22 protein-coding genes are annotated in these 22,723 nt (G+C 55.9%); 12 read left to right on the forward strand and 10 right to left on the reverse strand.

Going from position 1 to position 22,723, the window contains the following annotated elements; all coding sequences use genetic code 11:
* Positions 1 to 11: 11 nt before the first annotated feature.
* On the reverse strand, positions 12 to 1,037 hold the full coding sequence (locus tag RHN82_RS09465; protein ID WP_047050628.1) for an NAD(P)-dependent alcohol dehydrogenase: 1,026 nt from the start codon (positions 1,035 to 1,037) through the stop codon (positions 12 to 14).
* A 113-nt stretch (positions 1,038 to 1,150) separates the two neighbouring features.
* On the opposite strand from RHN82_RS09465, the gene RHN82_RS09470 reads away from it, so the two are divergent.
* Positions 1,151 to 2,086, forward strand: coding sequence for a LysR family transcriptional regulator (locus RHN82_RS09470; protein WP_047050627.1), 936 nt, complete (start codon positions 1,151 to 1,153; stop codon positions 2,084 to 2,086).
* A gap of 29 nt (positions 2,087 to 2,115) precedes the next feature.
* Here the strand turns inward: RHN82_RS09470 and gyrB are convergent, their stop codons facing one another.
* Genes gyrB through dnaA form a run of 4 tightly spaced genes read right to left on the reverse strand, consistent with a single transcriptional unit; the run spans position 2,116 to position 8,128 of the window.
* Positions 2,116 to 4,527, reverse strand: coding sequence for a DNA topoisomerase (ATP-hydrolyzing) subunit B (gene gyrB, locus RHN82_RS09475; protein WP_047050625.1), 2,412 nt, complete (start codon positions 4,525 to 4,527; stop codon positions 2,116 to 2,118).
* 28 nt (positions 4,528 to 4,555) lie between these two features.
* Positions 4,556 to 5,629 carry a DNA replication/repair protein RecF gene (recF, locus tag RHN82_RS09480; RefSeq protein WP_045141783.1) on the reverse strand — a complete coding sequence of 358 codons (1,074 nt, stop codon included), beginning with the start codon at positions 5,627 to 5,629 and terminating at the stop codon, positions 4,556 to 4,558.
* Positions 5,629 to 6,729, reverse strand: coding sequence for a DNA polymerase III subunit beta (gene dnaN / locus RHN82_RS09485; protein ID WP_003861122.1), 1,101 nt, complete (start codon positions 6,727 to 6,729; stop codon positions 5,629 to 5,631). Before dnaN ends, recF begins: the two co-directional genes overlap by 1 nt.
* 4 nt (positions 6,730 to 6,733) lie before the next feature.
* Positions 6,734 to 8,128, reverse strand: coding sequence for a chromosomal replication initiator protein DnaA (gene dnaA, locus RHN82_RS09490; protein ID WP_003861124.1), 1,395 nt, complete (start codon positions 8,126 to 8,128; stop codon positions 6,734 to 6,736).
* Between the two features lie 600 nt (positions 8,129 to 8,728).
* Between dnaA and rpmH the strand changes: the two genes are divergently transcribed.
* From rpmH to RHN82_RS09540, 10 genes are all read left to right on the forward strand, one after another.
* Positions 8,729 to 8,869 carry a 50S ribosomal protein L34 gene (gene rpmH / locus RHN82_RS09495; protein WP_000831330.1) on the forward strand — a complete coding sequence of 47 codons (141 nt, stop codon included), beginning with the start codon at positions 8,729 to 8,731 and terminating at the stop codon, positions 8,867 to 8,869.
* 16 nt (positions 8,870 to 8,885) lie between these two features.
* Positions 8,886 to 9,245, forward strand: a complete 360-nt coding sequence (gene rnpA, locus RHN82_RS09500) for a ribonuclease P protein component (protein WP_003861126.1) — start codon at positions 8,886 to 8,888, stop codon at positions 9,243 to 9,245.
* Positions 9,209 to 9,466, forward strand: coding sequence for a membrane protein insertion efficiency factor YidD (yidD, locus tag RHN82_RS09505; RefSeq protein ID WP_001307474.1), 258 nt, complete (start codon positions 9,209 to 9,211; stop codon positions 9,464 to 9,466). The genes rnpA and yidD overlap by 37 nt, the downstream gene beginning before the upstream one ends.
* A gap of 2 nt (positions 9,467 to 9,468) precedes the next feature.
* Positions 9,469 to 11,112, forward strand: a complete 1,644-nt coding sequence (yidC, locus tag RHN82_RS09510; RefSeq protein ID WP_003861138.1) for a membrane protein insertase YidC — start codon at positions 9,469 to 9,471, stop codon at positions 11,110 to 11,112.
* 72 nt (positions 11,113 to 11,184) lie between these two features.
* Entirely contained in the window at positions 11,185 to 12,549 is a 1,365-nt protein-coding gene (gene mnmE, locus RHN82_RS09515) for a tRNA uridine-5-carboxymethylaminomethyl(34) synthesis GTPase MnmE (protein ID WP_047050623.1), read from the forward strand.
* 159 nt (positions 12,550 to 12,708) lie between these two features.
* Entirely contained in the window at positions 12,709 to 13,116 is a 408-nt protein-coding gene (locus RHN82_RS09520; RefSeq protein ID WP_045343935.1) for a GNAT family N-acetyltransferase, read from the forward strand.
* Between the two features lie 182 nt (positions 13,117 to 13,298).
* Complete coding sequence (locus RHN82_RS09525; protein WP_047050621.1) at positions 13,299 to 14,474, forward strand: MFS transporter; 1,176 nt, start codon at positions 13,299 to 13,301, stop codon at positions 14,472 to 14,474.
* Positions 14,443 to 15,414, forward strand: a complete 972-nt coding sequence (gene yidZ / locus RHN82_RS09530) for an HTH-type transcriptional regulator YidZ (protein WP_047050619.1) — start codon at positions 14,443 to 14,445, stop codon at positions 15,412 to 15,414. The genes RHN82_RS09525 and yidZ overlap by 32 nt, the downstream gene beginning before the upstream one ends.
* Positions 15,415 to 15,536: 122 nt before the next feature.
* The gene (locus tag RHN82_RS09535) at positions 15,537 to 16,283 is read left to right on the forward strand and encodes a 4'-phosphopantetheinyl transferase superfamily protein (protein ID WP_047050618.1); all 747 of its coding nucleotides are present in this window, start codon (positions 15,537 to 15,539) and stop codon (positions 16,281 to 16,283) included.
* Between the two features lie 36 nt (positions 16,284 to 16,319).
* Positions 16,320 to 16,886: an NADPH-dependent FMN reductase gene (locus RHN82_RS09540; protein ID WP_047050616.1), complete on the forward strand. Its 567-nt coding sequence runs from the start codon at positions 16,320 to 16,322 to the stop codon at positions 16,884 to 16,886.
* Between the two features lie 88 nt (positions 16,887 to 16,974).
* Here RHN82_RS09540 and adeP read toward each other — a convergent pair whose 3' ends face one another.
* Positions 16,975 to 18,312 carry an adenine permease AdeP gene (adeP, locus tag RHN82_RS09545; protein ID WP_017383704.1) on the reverse strand — a complete coding sequence of 446 codons (1,338 nt, stop codon included), beginning with the start codon at positions 18,310 to 18,312 and terminating at the stop codon, positions 16,975 to 16,977.
* A gap of 165 nt (positions 18,313 to 18,477) precedes the next feature.
* On the opposite strand from adeP, the gene yieH reads away from it, so the two are divergent.
* Positions 18,478 to 19,143, forward strand: a complete 666-nt coding sequence (gene yieH / locus RHN82_RS09550; RefSeq protein WP_047050613.1) for a 6-phosphogluconate phosphatase — start codon at positions 18,478 to 18,480, stop codon at positions 19,141 to 19,143.
* Positions 19,144 to 19,187: 44 nt separating this feature from the next.
* Here the strand turns inward: yieH and phoU are convergent, their stop codons facing one another.
* Genes phoU through pstC form a run of 4 tightly spaced genes read right to left on the reverse strand, consistent with a single transcriptional unit; the run spans position 19,188 to position 22,610 of the window.
* Positions 19,188 to 19,913 carry a phosphate signaling complex protein PhoU gene (phoU, locus tag RHN82_RS09555; protein ID WP_003861153.1) on the reverse strand — a complete coding sequence of 242 codons (726 nt, stop codon included), beginning with the start codon at positions 19,911 to 19,913 and terminating at the stop codon, positions 19,188 to 19,190.
* Between the two features lie 26 nt (positions 19,914 to 19,939).
* The gene (gene pstB / locus RHN82_RS09560) at positions 19,940 to 20,713 is read right to left on the reverse strand and encodes a phosphate ABC transporter ATP-binding protein PstB (protein ID WP_003861154.1); all 774 of its coding nucleotides are present in this window, start codon (positions 20,711 to 20,713) and stop codon (positions 19,940 to 19,942) included.
* Positions 20,714 to 20,760: 47 nt separating this feature from the next.
* Entirely contained in the window at positions 20,761 to 21,651 is an 891-nt protein-coding gene (gene pstA, locus RHN82_RS09565; RefSeq protein ID WP_003861156.1) for a phosphate ABC transporter permease PstA, read from the reverse strand.
* Positions 21,651 to 22,610, reverse strand: coding sequence for a phosphate ABC transporter permease PstC (gene pstC, locus RHN82_RS09570; RefSeq protein ID WP_015570141.1), 960 nt, complete (start codon positions 22,608 to 22,610; stop codon positions 21,651 to 21,653). Before pstC ends, pstA begins: the two co-directional genes overlap by 1 nt.
* Positions 22,611 to 22,723: the final 113 nt, after the last annotated feature.

Consider the following 22,723-nt stretch of genomic DNA (forward strand, 5'->3'; position numbering starts at 1 on the left):
GGAACGGGAACTCACTCGCGGGTGAGAACGATTTTGCCAAACGCACCGCGATCCAGATGTTCAAGCGCCTGTTCCAGCTCGTCAAAGCGGTAGCGATGCTCAATCACCGGTTTTAACTCCGTGATATCAACAGCACGGACAAAATCTTCCAGCGCCCGGCGGTGTCCAACCCCAATCCCCTGAATGACGGGAGATTTCAGCAACAGCTCGCTTGCAGGCAGAGAAATTTCTGTCCCGGCCAGCACGCCAATGACCGATATCCGCCCATGAACGGCAACGGCGCGCAGGGAATGTCTCAGGTTCTCCCCACCCACCGTTTCGATAATATGGTCGATGCCGCGATCCTGCGTCAGTGCCAGCGTATTTTCAGCCCAGTCGCCTTTCAGTCGGTTGATACCCTGGCTGGCCCCCAGCTTTTTGGCCCGCGCCAGTTTTTCATCACTCCCCGACGTAACAATAACTTCTGCGCCGTGCGCTTTTGCTATCTGCAAAGCGAATAGCGCCACACCGCCCGTCCCTTGTACCAGCACCGATTGCCCGGCGCGCAGCTGACCACGTTCCACCAGCGCAAACCAGGCGGTGAGCCCCGCGCAAGGAAGCGTGCTGGCCTCAGCGTCATCCAGGCTTTCCGGGGACGCCACCAGCGCGTTTTCACTCACAATCACATATTCGGCCAGCATGCCCTGGAAGTATCCACCGGACGTTTTATAGGGCAAATCGCGCGCGTCTGCCTGCGGCTTGCCGTCGATCCATTCCGGGAAGAAGGTTGAGATGACGCGTGCGCCGGGCTTGAAACGCGTAACGCCTTCGCCGATGCTGTCCACCACGCCTGCCATGTCAGATGCTGGGGTAAACGGGAAGGAAAGCGGAATCGGCATCGTGCCTTCAATCACCATTTTATCCCGGTAGTTGAGCGCAACGGCATTAACCCTTACGCGAACCTCACCCGGGCCTGGCTGTGGAACAGGCTCCTGAACGAGCCTGAGGCTTTCACGACCAAGGGCATCCATTGACCAGCGTTGCATTGTTTCAGTCATTTTTTTCTCCTGTCATCAGATGATTTTCAGTTCTGACAGTCTACCGTTGACTCAGCGTCGCCAGTGGCGATAAGTTTTCCCTTCATTGATGACCAAATTGACACAATCCGTCCATGACCGATACGCTGAAAGATATTCCCGTTTTCGTTGCCTCCGTTGAGGCAGGAAGTTTTGCCCAGGCCGCCGTCCGTCTGCATTTGTCGCGCTCGGCGGTAGGAAAAAGCATTGCTCGTCTTGAAGAGAGGCTGGGGGTTCGTCTGTTTCATCGGACCACCCGCAGTCAGAGGCTGACCGATAACGGCGCACTTTTTTATGAACGCTGCCTGCGCGCGCTGGAGGAGATCCGTGGCGCTGAATCGCAGCTTGAAACCGGAAAACATCAGGTCAGCGGTCGGCTGCGTGTTGCCGTGCCGGTGCTGTTTGGTCGCCAGTGTATCGCCCCGCTGCTAATAGAGCTGGCGCAGGAGCATCCCGGGCTTGAGCTTGAAATGTCCTTCAGCGACCGCGTCGTGGATCTCGTGGAAGAAGGGTTTGATATGGCGGTGCGCAATGGCGCTCTGGCTGACAGCAGCGTGCTGGTCGCCAGAAGGCTGGGGGAGCACCGGATGGTTCTGTGTGCCGCGCCGGATTATCTGTTTAAGAATGGCCAGCCGCAAAGCGTTGATGATTTACGCCAGCATACGGCCATTAACTACACGCGTGCGGGCAGAGTCCTACCCTGGCAGCTGATGGATTACGATGGCACGTCGCGCACGTTTATTCCCCGCTCATCGCTCAATATGGATGATTTGCAGGCAATCTGCGACGCGGCGCTGGCCGGCCACGGCCTTGCATGGTTACCCTGCTGGATGGTCATCAAAGAAATTCAGCAGGGGAACCTTGTCCCGCTCTTAGATCAGGCCCCGGATGTACGCTTCGACGTTCATGCCGTCTGGCAGCAGACGCCACACCTGCCGCTAAGGGTAAGAATTGCCATAGATATGCTGGTCAAACGTTTACCGGCAGTGATGTCGCTGGAGTTTCCTGCGTCCATAAAAAAGCCGCGCTAAAGCGCGGCTTTTATCGCTGTGTCACGATATTAGATATCGATGTTCGCCGCTTTCAGGGCGTTCTCTTCGATGAAGGCGCGACGTGGTTCAACCGCATCGCCCATCAGGGTCGTGAACAGCTGATCCGCTGCGATTGCGTCTTTAACGGTGACGCGCAACATGCGACGGCTTTCCGGATCCATGGTGGTTTCCCACAGCTGATCCGGGTTCATTTCGCCCAGGCCTTTATAACGCTGAATAGAGAGACCACGACGGGACTCTTTCACCAGCCACTCCAGCGCCTGTTCGAAGCTAGCTACCGGCTGACGACGTTCGCCACGTTCGATGAACGCGTCGTCTTCGATCAGACCGCGCAGCTTCTCGCCGAGCGCGCAGATACGGCGGTATTCCGGACCGGTAACAAACTCGTGCTCCAGCGGATAGTCGGTGTCGACGCCGTGGGTACGCACGCGGACGATCGGCTCGAACTGCTGCTCAGCGTTCTGCTGAACGTCGAACTTCCACTGGCTGCCATGCTGCTCTTTCTCGTTCAGCTCGCTCACTAGGGTGTTCACCCAGCGGGTGACGGTCTGCTCGTTGCTCAGATCGGCTTCGGTCAGGGTCGGCTGGTAAATCAGCTCTTTCAGCAGCGCTTTTGGATAGCGACGCTCCATACGGCCAATCATTTTCTGCGTGGCGTTGAACTCAGAGACCAGACGCTCCAGCGGCTCACCGGCCAGCGCTGGCGCACTGGAGTTTGCGTGCAGGGTCGCACCATCAAGGGCGATCGCGATTTGGTACTGATCCATCGCGTCGTCATCTTTAATGTACTGTTCCTGCTTGCCTTTCTTCACTTTGTACAGCGGCGGCTGGGCAATGTAGACGTGGCCGCGCTCAACGATTTCCGGCATCTGACGATAGAAGAAGGTCAACAGCAGCGTACGAATGTGCGAGCCGTCGACGTCCGCATCGGTCATGATGATGATGCTGTGATAGCGCAGTTTGTCCGGGTTGTACTCGTCGCGACCAATGCCGCAACCGAGCGCGGTGATGAGCGTCGCCACTTCCTGAGAAGAGAGCATCTTGTCGAAGCGCGCTTTCTCAACGTTAAGGATTTTACCCTTCAGCGGCAGAATCGCCTGGTTCTTGCGGTTACGGCCCTGCTTCGCAGAACCGCCCGCGGAGTCCCCTTCCACAAGGTACAGTTCAGACAGCGCCGGGTCGCGTTCCTGACAGTCAGCCAGTTTGCCCGGCAGGCCTGCCAGGTCCAGCGCGCCTTTACGACGGGTCATTTCACGCGCTTTACGCGCCGCTTCACGGGCACGCGCCGCATCGATAATTTTACCCACCACGATTTTCGCGTCGGACGGGTTTTCCAGCAGGTATTCGCTCAGCAGCTCGTTCATCTGCTGTTCAACCGCCGATTTCACCTCAGAAGAGACCAGCTTGTCTTTGGTCTGTGAGGAGAACTTCGGATCCGGCACCTTCACGGAGACCACGGCAATCAGGCCTTCACGGGCATCGTCGCCGGTGGCGCTGACTTTCGCTTTTTTGCTGTAGCCTTCTTTGTCCATGTAGGCGTTCAGGGTACGGGTCATCGCCGCGCGGAAGCCCGCAAGGTGCGTACCGCCGTCGCGCTGTGGAATGTTGTTGGTGAAGCAGTAGATGTTTTCCTGGAAACCGTCGTTCCACTGCAAGGCCACTTCCACGCCGATACCGTCTTTTTCAGTGGAGAAGTAGAAGATATTCGGGTGAATTGGCGTTTTATTCTTGTTCAGGTACTCAACGAACGCCTTGATACCGCCTTCGTAGTGGAAGTGGTCTTCTTTGTTGTCGCGTTTGTCGCGCAGACGAATCGACACGCCGGAGTTCAGGAACGACAGTTCACGCAGGCGTTTCGCCAGAATGTCGTACTCGAATTCGGTGACGTTGGTGAAGGTTTCAAGGCTCGGCCAGAAACGCACCATGGTACCGGTTTTCTCGGTATCGCCCGTGACGGCCAGCGGCGCTTCAGGCACGCCGTGCTGGTAGATCTGACGGTGAATTTTGCCTTCGCGCTGGATAACCAGCTCCAGCTTCTGCGACAGGGCGTTTACTACGGATACGCCTACGCCGTGCAGACCGCCGGAAACTTTATAGGAGTTATCATCGAACTTACCGCCTGCGTGCAGAACGGTCATGATCACTTCCGCAGCAGATACGCCCTCTTCCGGGTGAATACCGGTTGGGATGCCACGACCGTCATCGGTAACGGACACGGAGTTGTCCGCATGGATCGTGACCACGATGTCTTTACAGTGACCCGCGAGCGCTTCGTCGATAGCGTTATCTACCACCTCGAATACCATGTGGTGCAGACCGGTGCCGTCATCCGTGTCGCCGATATACATACCCGGGCGCTTACGCACCGCATCCAGCCCTTTCAGGACTTTGATACTGGAGGAGTCATAAGAATTCGACATCAACGTTTCTCGCTCATTTCAACTTGGGTTAATCCGTTATTTTACCCTTTTCCACGGTAAACATCTTCGAATTTTCGTCCGACATGTCCATAACGTGTTCAGCGCTAATGGCGCTGACGAAAACCTGCGACTGCGTGGCTTTTAAGCGGCTGGCAAGCAGCCCGCGCCGCGCGTCGTCAAGTTCCGAGGCAAAATCATCTATCAGGTACAGGCAGCGTCGCCCACTTTCGCGGGTGAGGAATTCCCCCTGCGCCAGGCGCAGCGCGCACATCAGGAGCTTCAGCTGCCCGCGCGACAGCGTGTCTTCCACCGGCGCACCGTCGGCACGAATGCGAAAATCCGCCTTGTGCGGGCCGTGCGCGGTGTAGGTCAACATGCGATCGCGCTCGAAGCTTCTCTCTAACACCTCGGCATATTCCGTCTCTTTTTCCCAGCCACGCTGGAAAGAGAAGGTGAGAGAGAACTCGGGTAAAAACTGTTTGCAGGTGTCGGCCATGTCTTCGGCGATACCTGCGCTGTATTCGGCACGCCAGCGGCTGATTTGTTCCGCAAGAGGAATGAGTTCCATGTCCCACGGACGCAACTGGGCGTAGCGCGTGACCTGGCGCAATGCGGCGTTACGCTGTTTAAGCAGACGCTTCAGGTTGCTCCAGGCGTTAAAGAAACCGGCTTCATTGTGAAAGCATCCCCAGTCCAGGAACGCTCTTCTGTATTTGGGGCCGCCGTTGAGTAAAGTAAACCCCTCGGGCGTAATCAGCTGCATCGGCATCAGCAGCGCCAGCTCCGCCACCTTGTGGCCATCGGTGCCGTCAATGCGCACCTTGCTGTCGCCCTGCTTGTCTTTGGTCAGGCCAATGGCGGTTTCCCGCTCTGCGCCCTGCAAACGCCCGTGCAGAACAAAAGAATCCTGCTCGTGGCGAATCACGCGACCAATCTGCAAACTGCGAAACGCCCGGCCGTGGCCGAGCGTATAGATGGCTTCCAGCACGCTGGTTTTGCCGCTGCCGTTCGCGCCAACCAGGAAGTTAAAGCCAGGGGATAAAGCGAGATCCGCGCTTTCGATATTGCGAAAGTCGCGGATCAACAGACGGGTGAGCGACATTACAGTCTCATTGGCATGACAACATAGGCAGCCGACTGTGATGCGGCATCTTCAATCTGTACGCTCGAAACGGAGTCAGTCAGCAGGATGCGAACGTTCTCGCATTTCAGTGCATTCAGCACATCCAGCACATAGCTGACGTTGAAGCCGATTTCCATCTCAGCCCCGGCGTAGGTGACGTCCAGAATCTCTTCTGCCTCTTCCTGCTCCGGGTTGTTGGCGGTGATTTTGATCTGGTTTTCACTCACGTACAGACGTACGCCGCGGAATTTCTCGTTGGAGAGAATAGCGGCACGCGCGAACGCCTGCTTGAGGATGTCGCAACCCGCCTCCAGCGTTTTATCCGGGTTCTTCGGCAATACGCGGCGATAATCCGGGAAACGACCGTCTACCAGCTTCGATGTGAAGACAAAATCGCCCACATGGGCACGAATATTGTTGCTGCCAATTTGCACGCGCAGCGGCGTGTCGCCGCCGTCGAGCATACGCATCAGTTCAATCACGCCTTTACGCGGCACGATCACCGAATGGTTCGGCAGTGAATCACCAATCGGCATAGAACAGACCGCCAGACGGTGACCGTCGGTCGCCACGGTACGCAGCTCTTCACCTTCGGTTTCGAACAGCATGCCGTTTAAGTAGTAACGAACGTCCTGATGCGCCATGGAGAACTGCGTGGCTTCGATCAGACGCTTCATCGTCGCCTGCGGCAGAGTAAATTCAACTTCGCTCTGCCAGTCATCCAGGTTCGGGAAGTCCGCAGCGGGCAACGTGGAGAGGGAGAAACGGCTGCGGCCAGAGCGCACCAGCATGCGGTCGCCCTCCAGCTGCACGGCGATTTCAGCGCCTTCCGGCAGCCCACGGCAAATATCAAAGAATTTACGTGCCGGAACCGTGGTCGCTCCCGCGTCGTGCGGCTGAGTCAGCGTAACGCGCGCGATCATTTCCATTTCCAGATCTGTGCCGGTCAGCGACAGCGTACCGTCCGCGACCTGAAGCAGCAGGTTTCCAAGAATAGGCAGCGTAGGGCGGCCGCCTAATGGGCCACTCACCTGTTGCAGCGGTTTTAATAAATGTTCACGTTCAACGGTAAATTTCATAGCGTCACGATGATAATGTTCTGATTAAATTGGAAAAATCTTCTTTTATGTCGTGGCTTTCTTCGCGTAACTGCTCGATCTTGCGACAAGCGTGCAGCACGGTCGTATGGTCACGGCCACCAAACGCATCGCCGATTTCCGGCAGGCTGTGGTTGGTTAGCTCTTTTGCCAGCGCCATCGCCATCTGACGCGGACGCGCCACCGAGCGGGAACGACGTTTAGACAGTAAATCTGCCACTTTGATCTTGTAGTACTCAGCCACTGTCTTCTGAATATTGTCGATAGTGACCAGTTTTTCCTGCAAAGCCAATAAATCGCGCAGCGCTTCACGCACAAAATCGATGGTGATCGCACGACCGGTGAAGTTGGCGTTGGCGATAACGCGGTTCAGCGCCCCTTCCAGTTCACGCACGTTGGAACGCAGGCGCTTGGCAATGAAGAACGCCACTTCACCCGGCAGGCGAATGTCGTTCTCGTCGGCTTTTTTCATCAGGATCGCGACGCGGGTTTCCAGCTCCGGCGGCTCAATCGCCACGGTCAGGCCCCAGCCGAAGCGGGATTTGAGACGATCTTCAACGCCGTTGATCTCTTTTGGATAACGATCCGAGGTCAGAATGATCTGCTGATTGCCTTCCAGCAGGGCGTTAAAGGTATGGAAAAACTCTTCCTGCGATCGTTCTTTATTGGCAAAGAACTGAATGTCATCGATCAGCAGCGCATCAACGGAACGGTAGTAGCGTTTAAACTCTTCGATCGCATTGTTTTGCAGGGCTTTTACCATGTCCTGAACGAAGCGTTCGGAGTGCATATACACCACTTTCGCATTCGGCTTACGCGCCATAATGCCGTTACCCACCGCATGCAGCAGGTGCGTTTTACCGAGACCCGTGCCGCCATACAGAAACAGCGGGTTGTAAGCGCCACCGGGGTTATCGGCTACCTGGCGAGCCGCCGCGCGCGCCAGCTGGTTCGACTTACCTTCAACGAAGTTATCGAACGTGTGTTTCACGTTAACGTTAGAGCGGTAGGTAGGCTCAGCGGGGGCCGGAACGTTATCCCAACCCTGACGAGCCGGTGCAACGCGAGGCGCTGGCGCGGGCGCCGCCTGTGCAGGGGCTGCCACATTGACAACTTCACGAACGGTTTGGGTGACCGGCTTTGTGCCCACTTCAAAACGCAGCTGTGGGGCATCTGACCCGCAGAAATCGTTCAGCAGTCCATTGATGTTATTAAGGTATTTATCCCTTACCCAATCGAGCACGAAACGGTTTGGCGCATACAAAGCCAGCGTGTTATCGCTCAGTTCCGCCTGCAACGGGCGGATCCACATACTGAATTCTGTGGCTGGTAACTCATCCTGCAATCGGGCAAGACACTGCTGCCAAAGCGAAAGTGACACGGCGGACTCCACTCGAACAATAAAAGAAAACTATTGAATATTCATGATTGTTGGCGCACATCGACATGACCCTGTGCAAAAGGGTGATGTGCGAACCGCTATCTGCGGTTATACCCGGCCTGGATCGCTGGATCCCGATCGGGACCGCGGATCATAGCCTAAACTGAGCCAGAGATCTTCTGTTTCTCACAGATTCTTCCCGATTTATCCACAGGAAGATCCGGAATCGGGTAAGTGTAAACGATCCTGACGCGAGTGCCTCGCGATTTAGGCCGCATATTGGAAAATTTAATGAGTACAGACAATTTTTGGCTTAAATGATCTAACGAAGATCCGGGACGATCCTTGCGCTTTGTTGGCGAGCCCGTATAATCCTCGACCCGGCGCGTGATGCTCATCTTCCTGCGTCGTCCGTTGCTCATTTTCCACGCGAAATCGTGCGGAAATACGCGGGAAATAAGGAAAGAGAATTGACTCCGGAGTGTACAATTATTACAATCCGGCCTCTTTAATCACCCACGGCTTCGGCGTCCGTCATTCGAAACTCGGTCGGGCATCCGCAAAAGTCATGAATTTTTTCAAGTTTAGGTAGAAATCGCCATGAAACGCACTTTTCAACCGTCTGTACTGAAGCGCAACCGTTCTCACGGCTTCCGTGCTCGTATGGCTACTAAAAATGGTCGTCAGGTTCTGGCACGTCGTCGTGCTAAAGGCCGCGCTCGTCTGACCGTTTCCAAGTAATAAAGCTAACCCCTGAGTGGTTAAGCTCGCATTTCCCAGGGAGTTACGTTTGTTAACTCCCACTCATTTCACTTTCGTCTTCCAGCAGCCACAACGGGCTGGCACGCCGCAAATCACCATCCTCGGCCGCCAAAATTCGCTGGGGCATCCCCGCATCGGTCTCACAGTCGCCAAGAAAAACGTTAAGCGTGCGCATGAACGCAACCGGATTAAACGTCTGACGCGTGAAAGCTTCCGTTTACGTCAGCACGAACTGCCTTCAATGGATTTCGTGGTGGTGGCTAAAAAAGGGGTTGCCGACCTCGATAACCGTGCTCTCTCGGAAGCGTTGGAAAAATTATGGCGCCGCCACTGTCGCCTGGCTCGCGGGTCCTGATAGCCCTCATTCGGGTCTATCAACGCCTGATTAGTCCGCTACTCGGGCCACACTGCCGTTTCACGCCAACATGCTCAAGCTACGGAATTGAGGCATTGCGCAGGTTTGGAGTGATAAAAGGCAGTTGGTTGACGGTGAAACGCGTATTAAAATGCCACCCTTTACACCCAGGTGGAGACGACCCCGTCCCTCCAGGACCTTTTGATACCAGAGAACACTAACGATGGATTCGCAACGCAATCTTCTTATCATCGCTTTGTTGTTCGTGTCTTTCATGATCTGGCAGGCATGGGAGCAGGATAAAAATCCTCAACCCCAGCAGCAGACCACGCAGACCACGACCACCGCAGCGGGTAGCGCCGCCGACCAGGGCGTACCGGCCAGTGGCCAGGGGAAACAGATTACGGTTAAGACCGATGTGCTTGAGCTGACTATCAACACCCGTGGTGGTGATGTTGAGCAGGCGCTGCTGTTGACCTACCCGAAAGAGCTGAAGTCTACCGAACCGTTCCAGTTACTGGAAACCACGCCTGAATTTATCTACCAGGCGCAGAGCGGCTTGACCGGTCGTGATGGCCCGGATAACCCGGCTAACGGTGCGCGTCCACTGTATAACGTCGAGAATGACACGTTTGTGCTGGCTGATGGTCAGAACGAACTGGTTATCCCGATGACCTACACCGACGCGGCAGGCAACACCTTCACCAAAACCTTCACCCTGAAACGCGGTGAATATGCGGTGAACGTGGGCTACAGCGTACAGAACGCCGGTGCGAAACCGCTGGAAATCTCTACCTTTGGTCAGCTGAAGCAGTCCATCAATCTGCCGTCTCACCGTGATACCGGAAGCAGCAACTTTGCGCTGCATACCTTCCGTGGCGCGGCTTACTCCACGCCAGATACCAAGTACGAGAAATACAAATTCGATACCATTGCCGATAACGAAAACCTGAACGTCAGCTCTAAAGGCGGTTGGGTCGCAATGCTGCAACAGTATTTCGCGACGGCGTGGGTACCGAATAACGACGGTACGAACAACTTCTACACCGCGAACCTTGGCAACGGTATTGCAGCCATCGGCTACAAATCTCAGCCAGTTCTGGTGCAGCCGGGTCAAACCGGTAAACTGGCAAGCACCCTGTGGGTCGGCCCGGAAATCCAGGACAAAATGGCTGCCGTTGCGCCGCACCTGGATCTGACCGTCGATTACGGTTGGTTGTGGTTCATCTCTCAGCCGCTGTTTAAGCTGCTGAAGTTCATCCACAGCTTCCTGGGTAACTGGGGCTTCTCCATCATCGTTATCACCTTTATCGTTCGTGGCATCATGTACCCGCTGACTAAAGCGCAGTACACCTCCATGGCGAAGATGCGTATGCTACAGCCGAAGATTCAGGCTATGCGTGAGCGTCTGGGCGATGACAAACAGCGTCAGAGCCAGGAGATGATGGCCCTGTATAAAGCAGAGAAAGTAAACCCACTGGGTGGTTGCTTCCCGCTGCTGATTCAGATGCCAATCTTCCTTGCGCTGTACTACATGCTGATGGGTTCCGTTGAGCTGCGCCACGCGCCGTTCGCCCTGTGGATCCATGACCTGTCCGCACAGGACCCGTACTACATCCTGCCGATCCTGATGGGCGTGACGATGTTCTTCATTCAGAAGATGTCGCCGACCACCGTGACCGACCCGATGCAGCAGAAGATCATGACCTTTATGCCGGTCATCTTCACCGTGTTCTTCCTGTGGTTCCCGTCAGGTCTGGTGCTGTACTATATCGTCAGCAACCTGGTGACCATCATCCAGCAGCAGCTGATTTACCGTGGTCTGGAAAAACGTGGCCTGCATAGCCGCGAAAAGAAAAAGTCCTGATTCGGTAAGTTAACGCTAAAATAAGGGCGGTCGATTGACCGCCTTTTTTATTTGTATTGAACGAGAGCAACCATGAGCCATAACGACACTATCGTCGCCCAGGCAACCCCACCGGGACGCGGTGGTGTAGGCATTCTGCGCATCTCCGGCCTGAAGGCGCGTGAGGTGGCCGAAGCGGTGCTGGGTAAACTGCCAAAGCCGCGCTACGCTGATTATCTGCCGTTTAAGGATGCCGACGGCACACCGCTGGACCAGGGCATCGCGCTGTGGTTCCCCGGCCCAAACTCCTTTACCGGCGAAGACGTGCTGGAGCTTCAGGGTCACGGCGGCCCGGTGATCCTCGACCTGCTGTTAAAACGTATTCTGACCCTGCCAGGCCTGCGCATTGCAAAGCCGGGTGAGTTCTCCGAGCGTGCCTTCCTGAACGATAAGCTCGACCTGGCGCAGGCCGAGGCGATTGCCGACCTAATCGACGCCAGTTCCGAACAGGCAGCCCGCTCCGCGCTGAACTCGTTGCAGGGGGCATTTTCCGCACGCGTGAATCACCTTGTGGAAGTACTTACTCACCTGCGAATCTATGTCGAAGCGGCTATCGACTTCCCGGACGAGGAGATCGACTTCCTCTCAGACGGTAAAATTGAAGCTCAGCTCAACCAGGTGATGAACGATCTCGATGCCGTCCGCACCGAAGCGCGCCAGGGCAGCCTGCTGCGTGAAGGGATGAAGGTGGTGATTGCTGGTCGCCCTAATGCCGGAAAATCGAGCCTGCTGAACGCCCTGGCGGGCCGTGAAGCGGCGATCGTGACCGACATAGCCGGTACCACCCGCGATGTCCTGCGCGAGCATATACACATCGACGGCATGCCGCTGCACATCATCGACACCGCTGGTCTTCGCGATGCGAGCGATGAAGTCGAGCGTATCGGTATCGAACGCGCCTGGCAGGAGATCGAGCAGGCCGACCGCGTGCTGTTTATGGTGGACGGCACCACAACCGACGCCGTTGATCCGGCTGAAATCTGGCCAGACTTTATCGCCCGTCTCCCGGCTAAACTGCCGATCACCGTGGTGCGCAATAAGGCAGACGTGACCGGCGAAACGCTGGGTATCAGCGATGTGAATGGTCACTCACTGATTCGCCTGTCGGCCCGTACCGGGGAAGGCGTGGAAGCCCTGCGTAGCCATCTCAAACAGAGCATGGGCTTCGACACCAGCATGGAGGGCGGCTTCCTGGCGCGTCGTCGTCACTTGCAGGCGCTGGAAGAGGCGGCTCGCCACCTTGAGCAGGGTAAAGCCCAGCTGATCGGCGCGTGGGCCGGTGAACTGCTGGCGGAAGAGCTGCGTCTGGCGCAGCAGAATTTGAGCGAGATCACCGGGGAGTTTACGTCGGACGATCTGCTGGGCCGGATATTCTCGAGCTTCTGTATTGGTAAATGACGCCAGGTTCATAAACGCCCACTTACCTGCATTAACTTCCTGTTAATGCAGGTTTTTATTATCCTCTTATCATTCTCTGGCCGACACCCGAGTCGTTTCAGGCATTGCCATTACCCCCCCAGACTGCTAAAAGTTAATTTTTTGTTAATGGTAATAATCATGACTGCCGAATACACCGTCGTTGAATCTGTTCCTTCAGTCGAAGATTTTTGTCGCTTACGTAGCATATCGGGCTTGTCAGCACGACCGCCAGAAGCAGCCAAAGTGGGTTTGCCACGAAGCTGTTATGGCGTACACATTCTCTGGCAGGGAGTGCCTGTCGGTATGGGACGTATTGTTGGCGACGGAGCATTAAACTTCGAGATAGTCGATATTGCCGTCGATCCCGCTCATCAGGGGCGTGGCCTTGGCCGGCTCATTATGGAAAGCATTATTCACTGGCTGGACCGTCATGCTTACAAAGGCGCTTATGTCTCTCTGGTGGCTGATGTACCGGCACTCTACGCAAAGTTCGGTTTTGAATTAGTCCGGCCGGAAAGTGAGGGAATGGCGAGAGTCTGGGGGTAGTTGCAAGCCTCCTTGTTTAGCAACCCATAGCCGTGTTCAGACGACAGATCATCGAATACAGTAGCTCACTTATTCAGCTCCGTTATAGTGATGTCCTGCCAGGAAATCACCATTATCCAAATGGCAACTCGCGTAATCGCCCCATGCCCCCTATCCTGCTTGCCTGCATCTATGGGGGATTTATGGCTCGTTTTCTGTTTTGTAGTTTTGCGCTGGTTCTGCTGTATCCGTCCGGCATTGATATGTATCTGGTGGGGCTACCGCATATTGCCCGCGATCTGGGTGCCAGCGAGGCGCAACTGCACATCGCGTTTTCGGCCTACCTCGCGGGATTGGCGTCGTCGATGGTATTTGCCGGGAAAATCGCGGATAAAGCAGGCCGCCAGCCCGTCGCGATTACGGGTGCAGTTATCTTTGCGCTGGCATCAGTACTCTGTTCAGTGGCGCAGGAAAGCACAATGTTCCTGTCAGGACGTTTTATCCAGGGCATTGGCGCAGGCGGCTGTTACGTGGTGGCCTTTGCCATTCTGCGCGATACCTTGAGCGCCCAGCGCCGCGCTAAAGTGCTGTCGATGCTGAACGGCATTACCTGCATCATCCCGGTGCTGGCACCGGTTGTTGGCTACCTGATTATGCTTAAATTTCCGTGGCAGAGTCTTTTCTGGACCATGGCCGCAATGGGCGCCATCGTCTTTATCCTGTCCGTGACGGTGCTGAAAGAGACCCATCCCGGTTCGCAACAGCCATATCACACCGCAACCCTCCATCCGGCTGAAAAGCTGATGAATCGCTTTTTCCTGAGTCGACTGGCAATCACCACGCTTAGCGTGGCGGTGATCCTTACCTATGTAAACGTTTCCCCGGTGTTGCTGATGGAGACGATGGGCTTCGATCGCGGTGAGTATTCGACGGTGATGGCGCTAACCGCGATGGTGAGCATGGCGGTCTCATTCTCCACGCCCTTTGCGCTCAACATCTTCCGCCAGCGCACGCTGATGCTCACCTCACAGACGCTATTCCTCGCCGCAGGCGTGATCCTGGCGACTGCCACCTCACACGCTGTGATGCTGGTGGGCATTACTCTGATCTGCGCCGGATTCTCCGTCGGCTTTGGTGTGGCGATGAGTCAGGCACTTGGCCCGTTTTCATTGCGGGCAGGCGTGGCAAGCTCGGTGCTGGGCATTGCGCAGGTCTGCGGTTCGTCACTATGGATTTGGCTGGCGGCGGTGATCGGCCTTAACGCGCTGAATATGCTGATCGGGGTTCTGATTGGCTGTAGCATACTCTGCATTACCTTACTTATGGTCATCCAGCCCGCGGCGCACTATGAAGAAGCCCATCAGCAGTCTCGATCTTAATCTTTTACTTTGCCTGCAACTTTTGTTGCAGGAGCGCAGCGTCACCAAAGCCGCGAAGCGGATGAACGTGACGCCGTCCGCGGTGAGTAAATCGCTGGCGAAGCTGCGCGACTGGTTCGACGATCCGCTGTTTGTGAAAACGCCTTTAGGGCTATTGCCCACACCGCTGACGGTGAGTCTGGAACAGGATTTGGCCGACTGGATGCAGATTGGCAACCAGATCCTCGATAAATTCCACCATAGCTCTCCAGGCGGGCTTAAGTTTGTGCTCGCCGCCGAAACACCGCTGATGCTGATCCGCTTTAATACCCTGCTGGAGCAGGTGAATCAGCGTTATCCACAGGCGACGGTGAAGCTGCGCCAATGGGATTACGATTCGCTGGACGCCATTACGCGCGGAGAAGTGGATCTGGGCTTCACCGGGCGTGAAACGCACCCTCGCTCGCGCGAACTGCTAAAGCTGATGCCGTGGTTTATCGACTACGAAATCCTGTTCAGTGACCGTCCGTGTGTGTATTTGCGCGAGGATCATCCCGCGCTCCAGGAAGCGTGGGATCTGGAGACGTTTCTGCGCTACCCGCATATCAGCATCTTCTGGGAACGCAGCGACACCTGGGCGCTCGACGAGGTGCTAAGGGAGATGGGGCGGGAGCGTAACATCGCCATGAGTTTGCCCGGTTTTGAGCAGTCGATGTTTATGGCGGCCCAGCCGGATCACAACTACATTGCCACTGCGCCGCACTACTGCCATCACTACAATCAACTCCACCAGCGTAATCTGGTCTGTCTGCCCATTCCCATCGATGAGGCGCAGGCAGAAAAGCTCACCGTCCCCTTCACGCTGATCTGGCATAAACGGAACAGCCATAATCCGAAAATCCTCTGGCTGCGTGAGACGATTAAAGCGCTGTATACCGCACCAGGTCAGGTTTTTGCCTAAGATAATGTAAAGTTCGGTGCTCAGGCTTCTCTTATTTCCATTTACTGATTAAAACAGAAGCTGAGTTAAGCGATAATCATGTAACCGTTTAACCGACTACGACCATTATCAAGGAGCGAAAAATGGCTACGCATTTTGCACGAGGAACATTAACGGAAGGGCATCTCGTATCGGCCAGAATATCTTCAGCCTGTCACAGTGAGGCGCTCAAACTACCTGAACACCGCAGGACGCGGTTTTTAGCTTCCAGAGCGCTCCTCGCAGAACTGCTTTTTATGCTGTACGGCACCAGCGAATTACCGGACATACTCACCCAGCCAGAAGGTCGCCCGGTTTTTGCTGACCCGGCACTCCCCCATTTTTCCATTGCGTACACCGGCAACATTGTTGGCGTCGCGCTGACGACTGAAGGTGATTGCGGCCTGGATATGGAGCTGCAACGCGTCACGCGCAGCTTCCATGGTGCGAACGCGCTCGATGAATACCCGCTCTCCAGCAATGAAAAGCTGTGGATACGTAACCAGAACGACCCCGTTGAAGCCAGAGCGCAGCTCATCACCCTTCGCCAGAGCATCCGCAAACTGAGCGGCGCGGCGTCAGACGACGCCAGCCTGTTGCAGCTGCTCCCCGGCTCCGGACGCCTGCGCGCAACAAAAGCCTCGCTGGTAGAGGCGCTCAGCGACGCTGAGGACGTACTGATCTGGTCCGTTGCGGTGACCCCCGCCATCGAACGGCTGAAAATCTGGGAGTTTGACAGCACTCGCGGTTGGCGTAGTCTTCCGGATGTACCTGAGCGCGCCAACGAGCCCGCCGCGCGCCTGATGCGATTAACCAGTTTACCGGCAGAAAAAGCATACACCCATAGCTGATCCGTCCAGGGTCATCATGATGAAACAGGAGTAATCATGTCTGATACGTTGAAAGTTGTTACGTTACTGGGAAGCCTGCGCAAAGGTTCTTTTAACGGGATGGTTGCCCGTACGCTGCCGCAGCTGGCGCCTGCGGGAATGGAGATCAGTGCCCTGCCATCCATTGGCGACATCCCGCTTTATGATGCTGACGTTCAGCAGGAAGAAGGGTTCCCGCAGAGCGTGGAAGCGATAGCCGAGCAGATCCGTCAGGCTGACGGCGTGGTGATTGTGACGCCTGAGTATAACTACTCGGTGCCGGGTGGTCTGAAGAACGCCATTGACTGGCTGTCCCGTTTACCGGAGCAGCCTCTGTCTGGTAAACCAGTGCTGATCCAGACCAGCTCAATGGGCGCCATTGGCGGCGCGCGCTGCCAGTATCATCTGCGTCAGATCCTGGTGTTCCTGGATGCAATGGTGATGAACAAGCCGGAATTTATGGGCGGCGTGATTCAGAACAAGGTCGACCCGCAGACGGGTGAAGTGGTGGATCAGAGTACGCGTGACCATCTCTCTGGCCAGCTGACCGCGTTTGGGGATTATATTAAGCGGGTTAAAACCTGATAAAAAAGCCCGGTGGCGCTAGCGCTTACCGGGCCTACACTCGTCAGTAGGTCAGGTAAGCGAAGCGCCACCTGACACCACCAGCATCTTAGTGTGCATCAATAAACACAATCTTCAGCACAAACAGCAGCGCCACAATAATCACGCACGGGCTGAGTTCGCGGAAGCGGCCAGTACCGATTTTCATCACGCAGTAAGAGATAAAGCCCAGCGCGATACCTTCGGTGATCGAGAAGCTGAACGGCATCATCACCGCGGTAATAAATGCCGGAACGGCTTCCGTCAGATCTTCCCACTTCACGCGCGCCAGGCTTGAGGTCATCAGCACGCCGACGTAGATCAGCGCGCCGGCTGCCGCGTATGGTGGCACCATCCCCGCCAGCGGAGAGAGGAAGATCACCAGCAGGAACAGCAGACCCACAACTACCGCCGTCAGGCCGGTACGACCGCCCACGGACACACCGGAAGAGGATTCAATGTAAGCGGTAACAGATGAGGTGCCAATGAAAGAGCCAGCGACGGACGAGATGCTATCCACATACAGCGCCTGCTTCATGCGCGGGAATTTGCCTTTTTCATCCGCCAGACCCGCTTTGTCGGTCACGCCAATCAGCGTACCGGAGGAGTCAAACAGGTTGACCAGCATGAAGGAGAAAATCACCCCGGCCAGTCCCAGGTTCAGCGAGCCCGCCAGATCAACGTGACCAATCACGGTAGAGACGCTCGGTGGCGCAGAGACGATACCGTTGTAATGTACGTCACCCAGCATCCAGCCCAGCAGCGTGGTCACAATGATAGAGACCAGCACCGCAGCATGGATGTTGCGCGATGCCAGGATCGCGATGATGAAGAAGCCCAGCACGCCCAGCAGCACGCTGTGAGAGGTCAGGTTACCAATGCTCACCAGCGTTTCCGGGTTCGCCACGATAACGCCAGCGTTTTTCAGCCCCATCATGCCGATAAACAGACCGATACCGCTGGTGATGCCCACGCGCAGGCTCACGGGAATGTTCGCAATCATCCAGTAGCGCACACGGAAGATGGTCAACAGCAGGAGGCCGACCGCGCCCCAGAAAATGGCGCCCATCCCAACCTGCCACGGCAGGCCCATCGCCTGAACCACCACGAACGCAAAGAACGCATTCAGACCCATTGCCGGGGCCAGCGCCACGGGCAGATTAGCGAAAACACCCATCAGGATGCTGCCTAGGGCTGCGATCAGACAGGTGGTTACAAAGACGGCGCTGGTGTCCATGCCAGCCACGCCCAGAATTTGCGGGTTAACGAAAACGATATAGACCATCGTCAGGAAGGTAGTAAAACCGGCGATCACTTCGGTGCGTGCCGTTGTGCCGTGCTCGCGCAGTTTGAACACGCGCTCAAGCAGCCCCTGACCAGACGTCTGGGTAGTGTGTTGTTGACTCATCATCAATTTCCGAACAAGGAGGGAAAATTCGTCGCTATCCTATACCAAAATGCGACAATAGTGGCGGTTACGGGATACTTTTTTCATTGATTTTGCTTATACGGCAACGATTGCGTCCCGGTGAACTGCCGTACGAAAACGTTAAACTTGTTAAAAGGGAAAGGCATGTCCGGAATTGAAGCGGTATTTTTCGACTGTGACGGTACGCTGGTCGACAGTGAGGTCATTTGTTCCCGCGCGTATGTCGCCATGTTCCAGGAATTTGGTATTACGCTCGATCTCGAAGAGGTGTTTAAACGCTTTAAGGGCGTGAAGCTGTACGAGATCATCGACATAATTAACGAAGAGCACGGGGTGGATCTGGCAAAAGCGGATCTGGAACCGGTGTACCGCGCCGAGGTCGCACGCCTCTTCGACGCCGAGCTGGAAGTTATCGCTGGCGCTAACACGCTGCTGGATGCGATGACAGTGCCGATCTGCGTGGTCTCAAACGGCCCGGTCAGCAAAATGCAGCACTCGCTCGGCAAGCTGGAGATGTTGCACCACATCCCGGAAAAACTGTTCAGCGGCTACGATATCCAGCGCTGGAAACCCGATCCGGCGCTGATGTTCCACGCGGCGAAGGCGATGAACGTCAACGTGGAGAACTGCATTCTGGTGGATGACTCGTCTGCGGGCGCGCAGTCGGGGATTGATGCGGGGATGGAGGTGTTTTACTTCTGCGCCGATCCGCACAACAAGCCGATCGATCATCCAAAAGTGACGACCTTTACCGATCTGGCGCAACTGCCAGCGCTGTGGAAGGCGCGCGGGTGGGATATTACACGTTAAATTAACGTAGGGCGGGTAAGCGTTAGCGCCACCCGCCACACACATCACTCTTTCGGATCTTTACCCGCCAGCAGCTTGTCCAGCTCGTCGCCGCCCACGTGTCGGAAATCCTGCCCCTTCACGAAGTAGAAGATGTATTCGCAAATGTTCTGGCAACGGTCACCGATACGCTCGATGGAGCGCGCACAGAACAGCGCGGTCAGTACGCTTGGAATGGTACGAGAATCTTCCATCATGTAGGTCATCAGCTGACGCACAATGCCTTCGTATTCCTGGTCAACTTTCTTGTCTTCACGGTAGATACGGACCGCTTCGTCCAGATCCATGCGCGCGAAAGCGTCCAGCACGTCGTGCAGCATCTGCACGGTGTGGCGACCGAGAGACTCCAGGCTCACCAGCAGCGGCTGGTGCTGCTGGGAGAATTTCTCCAGCGCGGTACGGCAGATTTTATCCGCCACGTCGCCGATACGCTCCAGCTCGGCGATGGTTTTGATGATCGCCATCACCAGACGCAGGTCGCTCGCCGTCGGCTGACGCTTCGCAATGATGCGCACGCAGGCTTCGTCGATGGCGACTTCCATCATATTGACGTTGTGGTCGCCTTCAATAACGCGCTTCGCCAGCTCGCTGTCCTGGTTGTGCATCGCCGTGATCGCATCAGAAAGCTGCTGCTCGACCATGCCGCCCATGGTCATCACCTGGGTGCGAATGCTTTCCAGCTCTGCGTTAAACTGGCCGGAAATATGTTTATTAAGATTGAGGTTGTCCATGGTTTCTCCACATGCACTAAGGCAAATCAACCGTAGCGGCCAGTAATATAATCTTCGGTTTGTTTCTTCGCCGGACGGGTGAACAGCGCGTCCGTATCGCTGAACTCAATCAACTCGCCCAGGTACATAAACGCCGTGTGGTCAGAACAACGTGCAGCCTGCTGCATGTTGTGGGTCACGATCACCACGGTGTAATCCTGCTTCAGCTCGGTGATCAGCTCTTCGATACGCCCGGTTGAGATCGGGTCCAGGGCTGAGCACGGCTCATCCAGCAGCAAGACTTCCGGGCGAATGGCGATACCGCGCGCAATGCACAGTCGCTGCTGCTGACCACCGGAGAGAGAGTACCCGCTCTGGTGAAGTTTATCTTTGGTTTCGTTCCATAATGCGGCCTTGGTCAATGCCCACTGCACGCGCTCGTCCATATCCGCACGGGAGAGCTTCTCAAACAGACGCACACCAAAGGCGATGTTGTCATAGATCGACATCGGGAACGGCGTGGGTTTCTGGAACACCATCCCCACTTTCGCACGCAGCAGGGCGATATCCTGGGTATTGGTCAGGATGTTGTCACCGTCCAGCAGAATTTCACCTTCTGCGCGCTGCTCCGGATAGAGCGAATACATTTTGTTAAAGGTGCGCAGCAGCGTGGATTTGCCACAGCCGGACGGACCGATAAATGCCGTTACCTGGTTCTTTGCGATATCCAGGTTGATATTCTTCAGGGCATGGAATTTGCCGTAGTAGAAGTTCAAATCACGAACCTGAATCTTACCCGGGGCAGTATCAACCATACTCATTGACTCATTTCCTCATTCGGCGCCGCGAGCTGCCGCGCCGTAAAAATTTAACCGTGTTTCTTCTTCGCGAAAATGACGCGCGCCAGAATGTTCAGCAACAGTACGCAAAGGGTGATGATCAGCACCCCGGCCCAGGCCAGCTGCTGCCATTCCGCGAATGGGCTCATCGCAAATTTAAAGATCGTCACCGGCAGGTTGGCGATCGGCTGCATCATGTCCGTGCTCCAGAACTGGTTGGAGAGGGCGGTAAACAGCAGCGGTGCGGTTTCACCGGCGATACGGGCGATAGCCAGCAGGATACCGGTCATGATCCCCGAGACGGACGCTTTCAGGGTGATCGCCGAAATCATCTTCCATTTTGGCGTGCCCAGCGCGTAAGCCGCTTCACGCAGGCTGTCCGGTACCAGTTTCAGCATGTTTTCAGTGGTACGAATAACGATAGGCACCTGCAACAGCGCCAGCGCAATCACACCCGCCCAGCCGGAGAAGTGTTCCATTTGCGCCACCACGATGGTGTAAACAAACAGACCTACCACAATCGACGGGGCAGAAAGCAGAATGTCGTTAATAAAGCGGATGACTTCAGCGATCCAGGACTTGCGGCCATACTCCGCCAGATAGATACCCGCCATGATGCCCAACGGCGTACCGAAAACGGTCGCCCACAGGATCAGCAGGCCGCTGCCCGCAAGGGCGTTTGCCAGACCACCACCCGCCGTGTTCGGCGGCGGCGTCATCTCGGTGAACAGCGCCAGTGACATTCCATCAATACCCCGGGTGATGGTGGACATCAGGATCCAGATCAGCCAGAACAGGCCGAACGCCATCGTCGCCATGGAAAGCGTCAGCGCAATGCGGTTTTTAATCCGGCGCTTTGACTGCATTTTGCGACGGGATTCCGCAAGCTGAGCGGTGTTTTGCATGTCGAGAGTCGCCATTAGCGTGCCCCCTCGTTTTTAGCCAGACGCATAATCATCAGCTTGGAGATAGCCAGCACAATAAAGGTGATAACAAACAGGATCAGGCCCAGTTCCATCAGCGCCGCGACGTGCAGCCCGGATTCCGCTTCGGCAAATTCGTTCGCCAGCGCGGAGGTAATACTGTTCCCCGGCATATAAAGCGAGGCGCTGTCGAGCTGGTAGGTGTTGCCGATGATAAAGGTGACCGCCATGGTTTCACCCAGCGCGCGGCCTAAGCCCAGCATAATGCCGCCAATCACCCCATTTTTGGTGAACGGAAGGACGATGCGCCAGATAACTTCCCAGGTGGTGCAGCCGATGCCGTAGGCCGACTCTTTCATCATCACCGGGGTTTGTTCGAAGACATCGCGCATGACCGCCGCAATGTACGGAATAATCATGATGGCGAGGATCACACCTGCCGCCAGAATGCCGATACCGAATGCCGGGCCGGAGAACAGCGCTCCCACAAACGGAATGGCAGAGAGAACGTTACCGACCGGCTCCTGGAAGTACGTCGCAAACAGCGGCGCGAAGATAAACAGGCCCCACATGCCGTAAACGATACTTGGGATGGCCGCCAGCAGTTCAATGGCGATACCCAGCGGACGTCGCAGCCAGCCTGGCGCCAGTTCCGTCAGGAACAGGGCAATACCAAAGCTCACCGGAACCGCAATCAGCAGGGCGATAAAAGAGGTCACCAGCGTGCCGTAAATCGGCACCAGCGCACCGTAAATATCGTTCGGCGCATCCCACTCTTTGGTCCACAGGAAGGCGAAACCAAATTTTTGAATGCTCGGCCAGGAGGAGAAAATCAGGGACACGATAATGCCGCCCAGCAGCAATAGCACAATCAGCGCAGCCAGTTTCACCAGCGCGCTGAAAATCATGTCACCTTTTTTACCCGGAGGGTTAAATGCAGGCTTGGTTGCAGCCATAAATTACTCTTCTGTTTGAGACGTTTTTACGAATATGCCCGGTGGCGCTGACGCTTACCGGGCCTACAGGATGAACCGTAGGGCGGGATCGCTGCGCGCCACCCGCCATCTTC

Origin of the sequence: Enterobacter cloacae complex sp. EB5 (assembly GCF_031432835.1) — a bacterium.
In the GTDB taxonomy this organism is placed as follows: Bacteria; Pseudomonadota; Gammaproteobacteria; order Enterobacterales; family Enterobacteriaceae; genus Enterobacter; species Enterobacter hormaechei_C.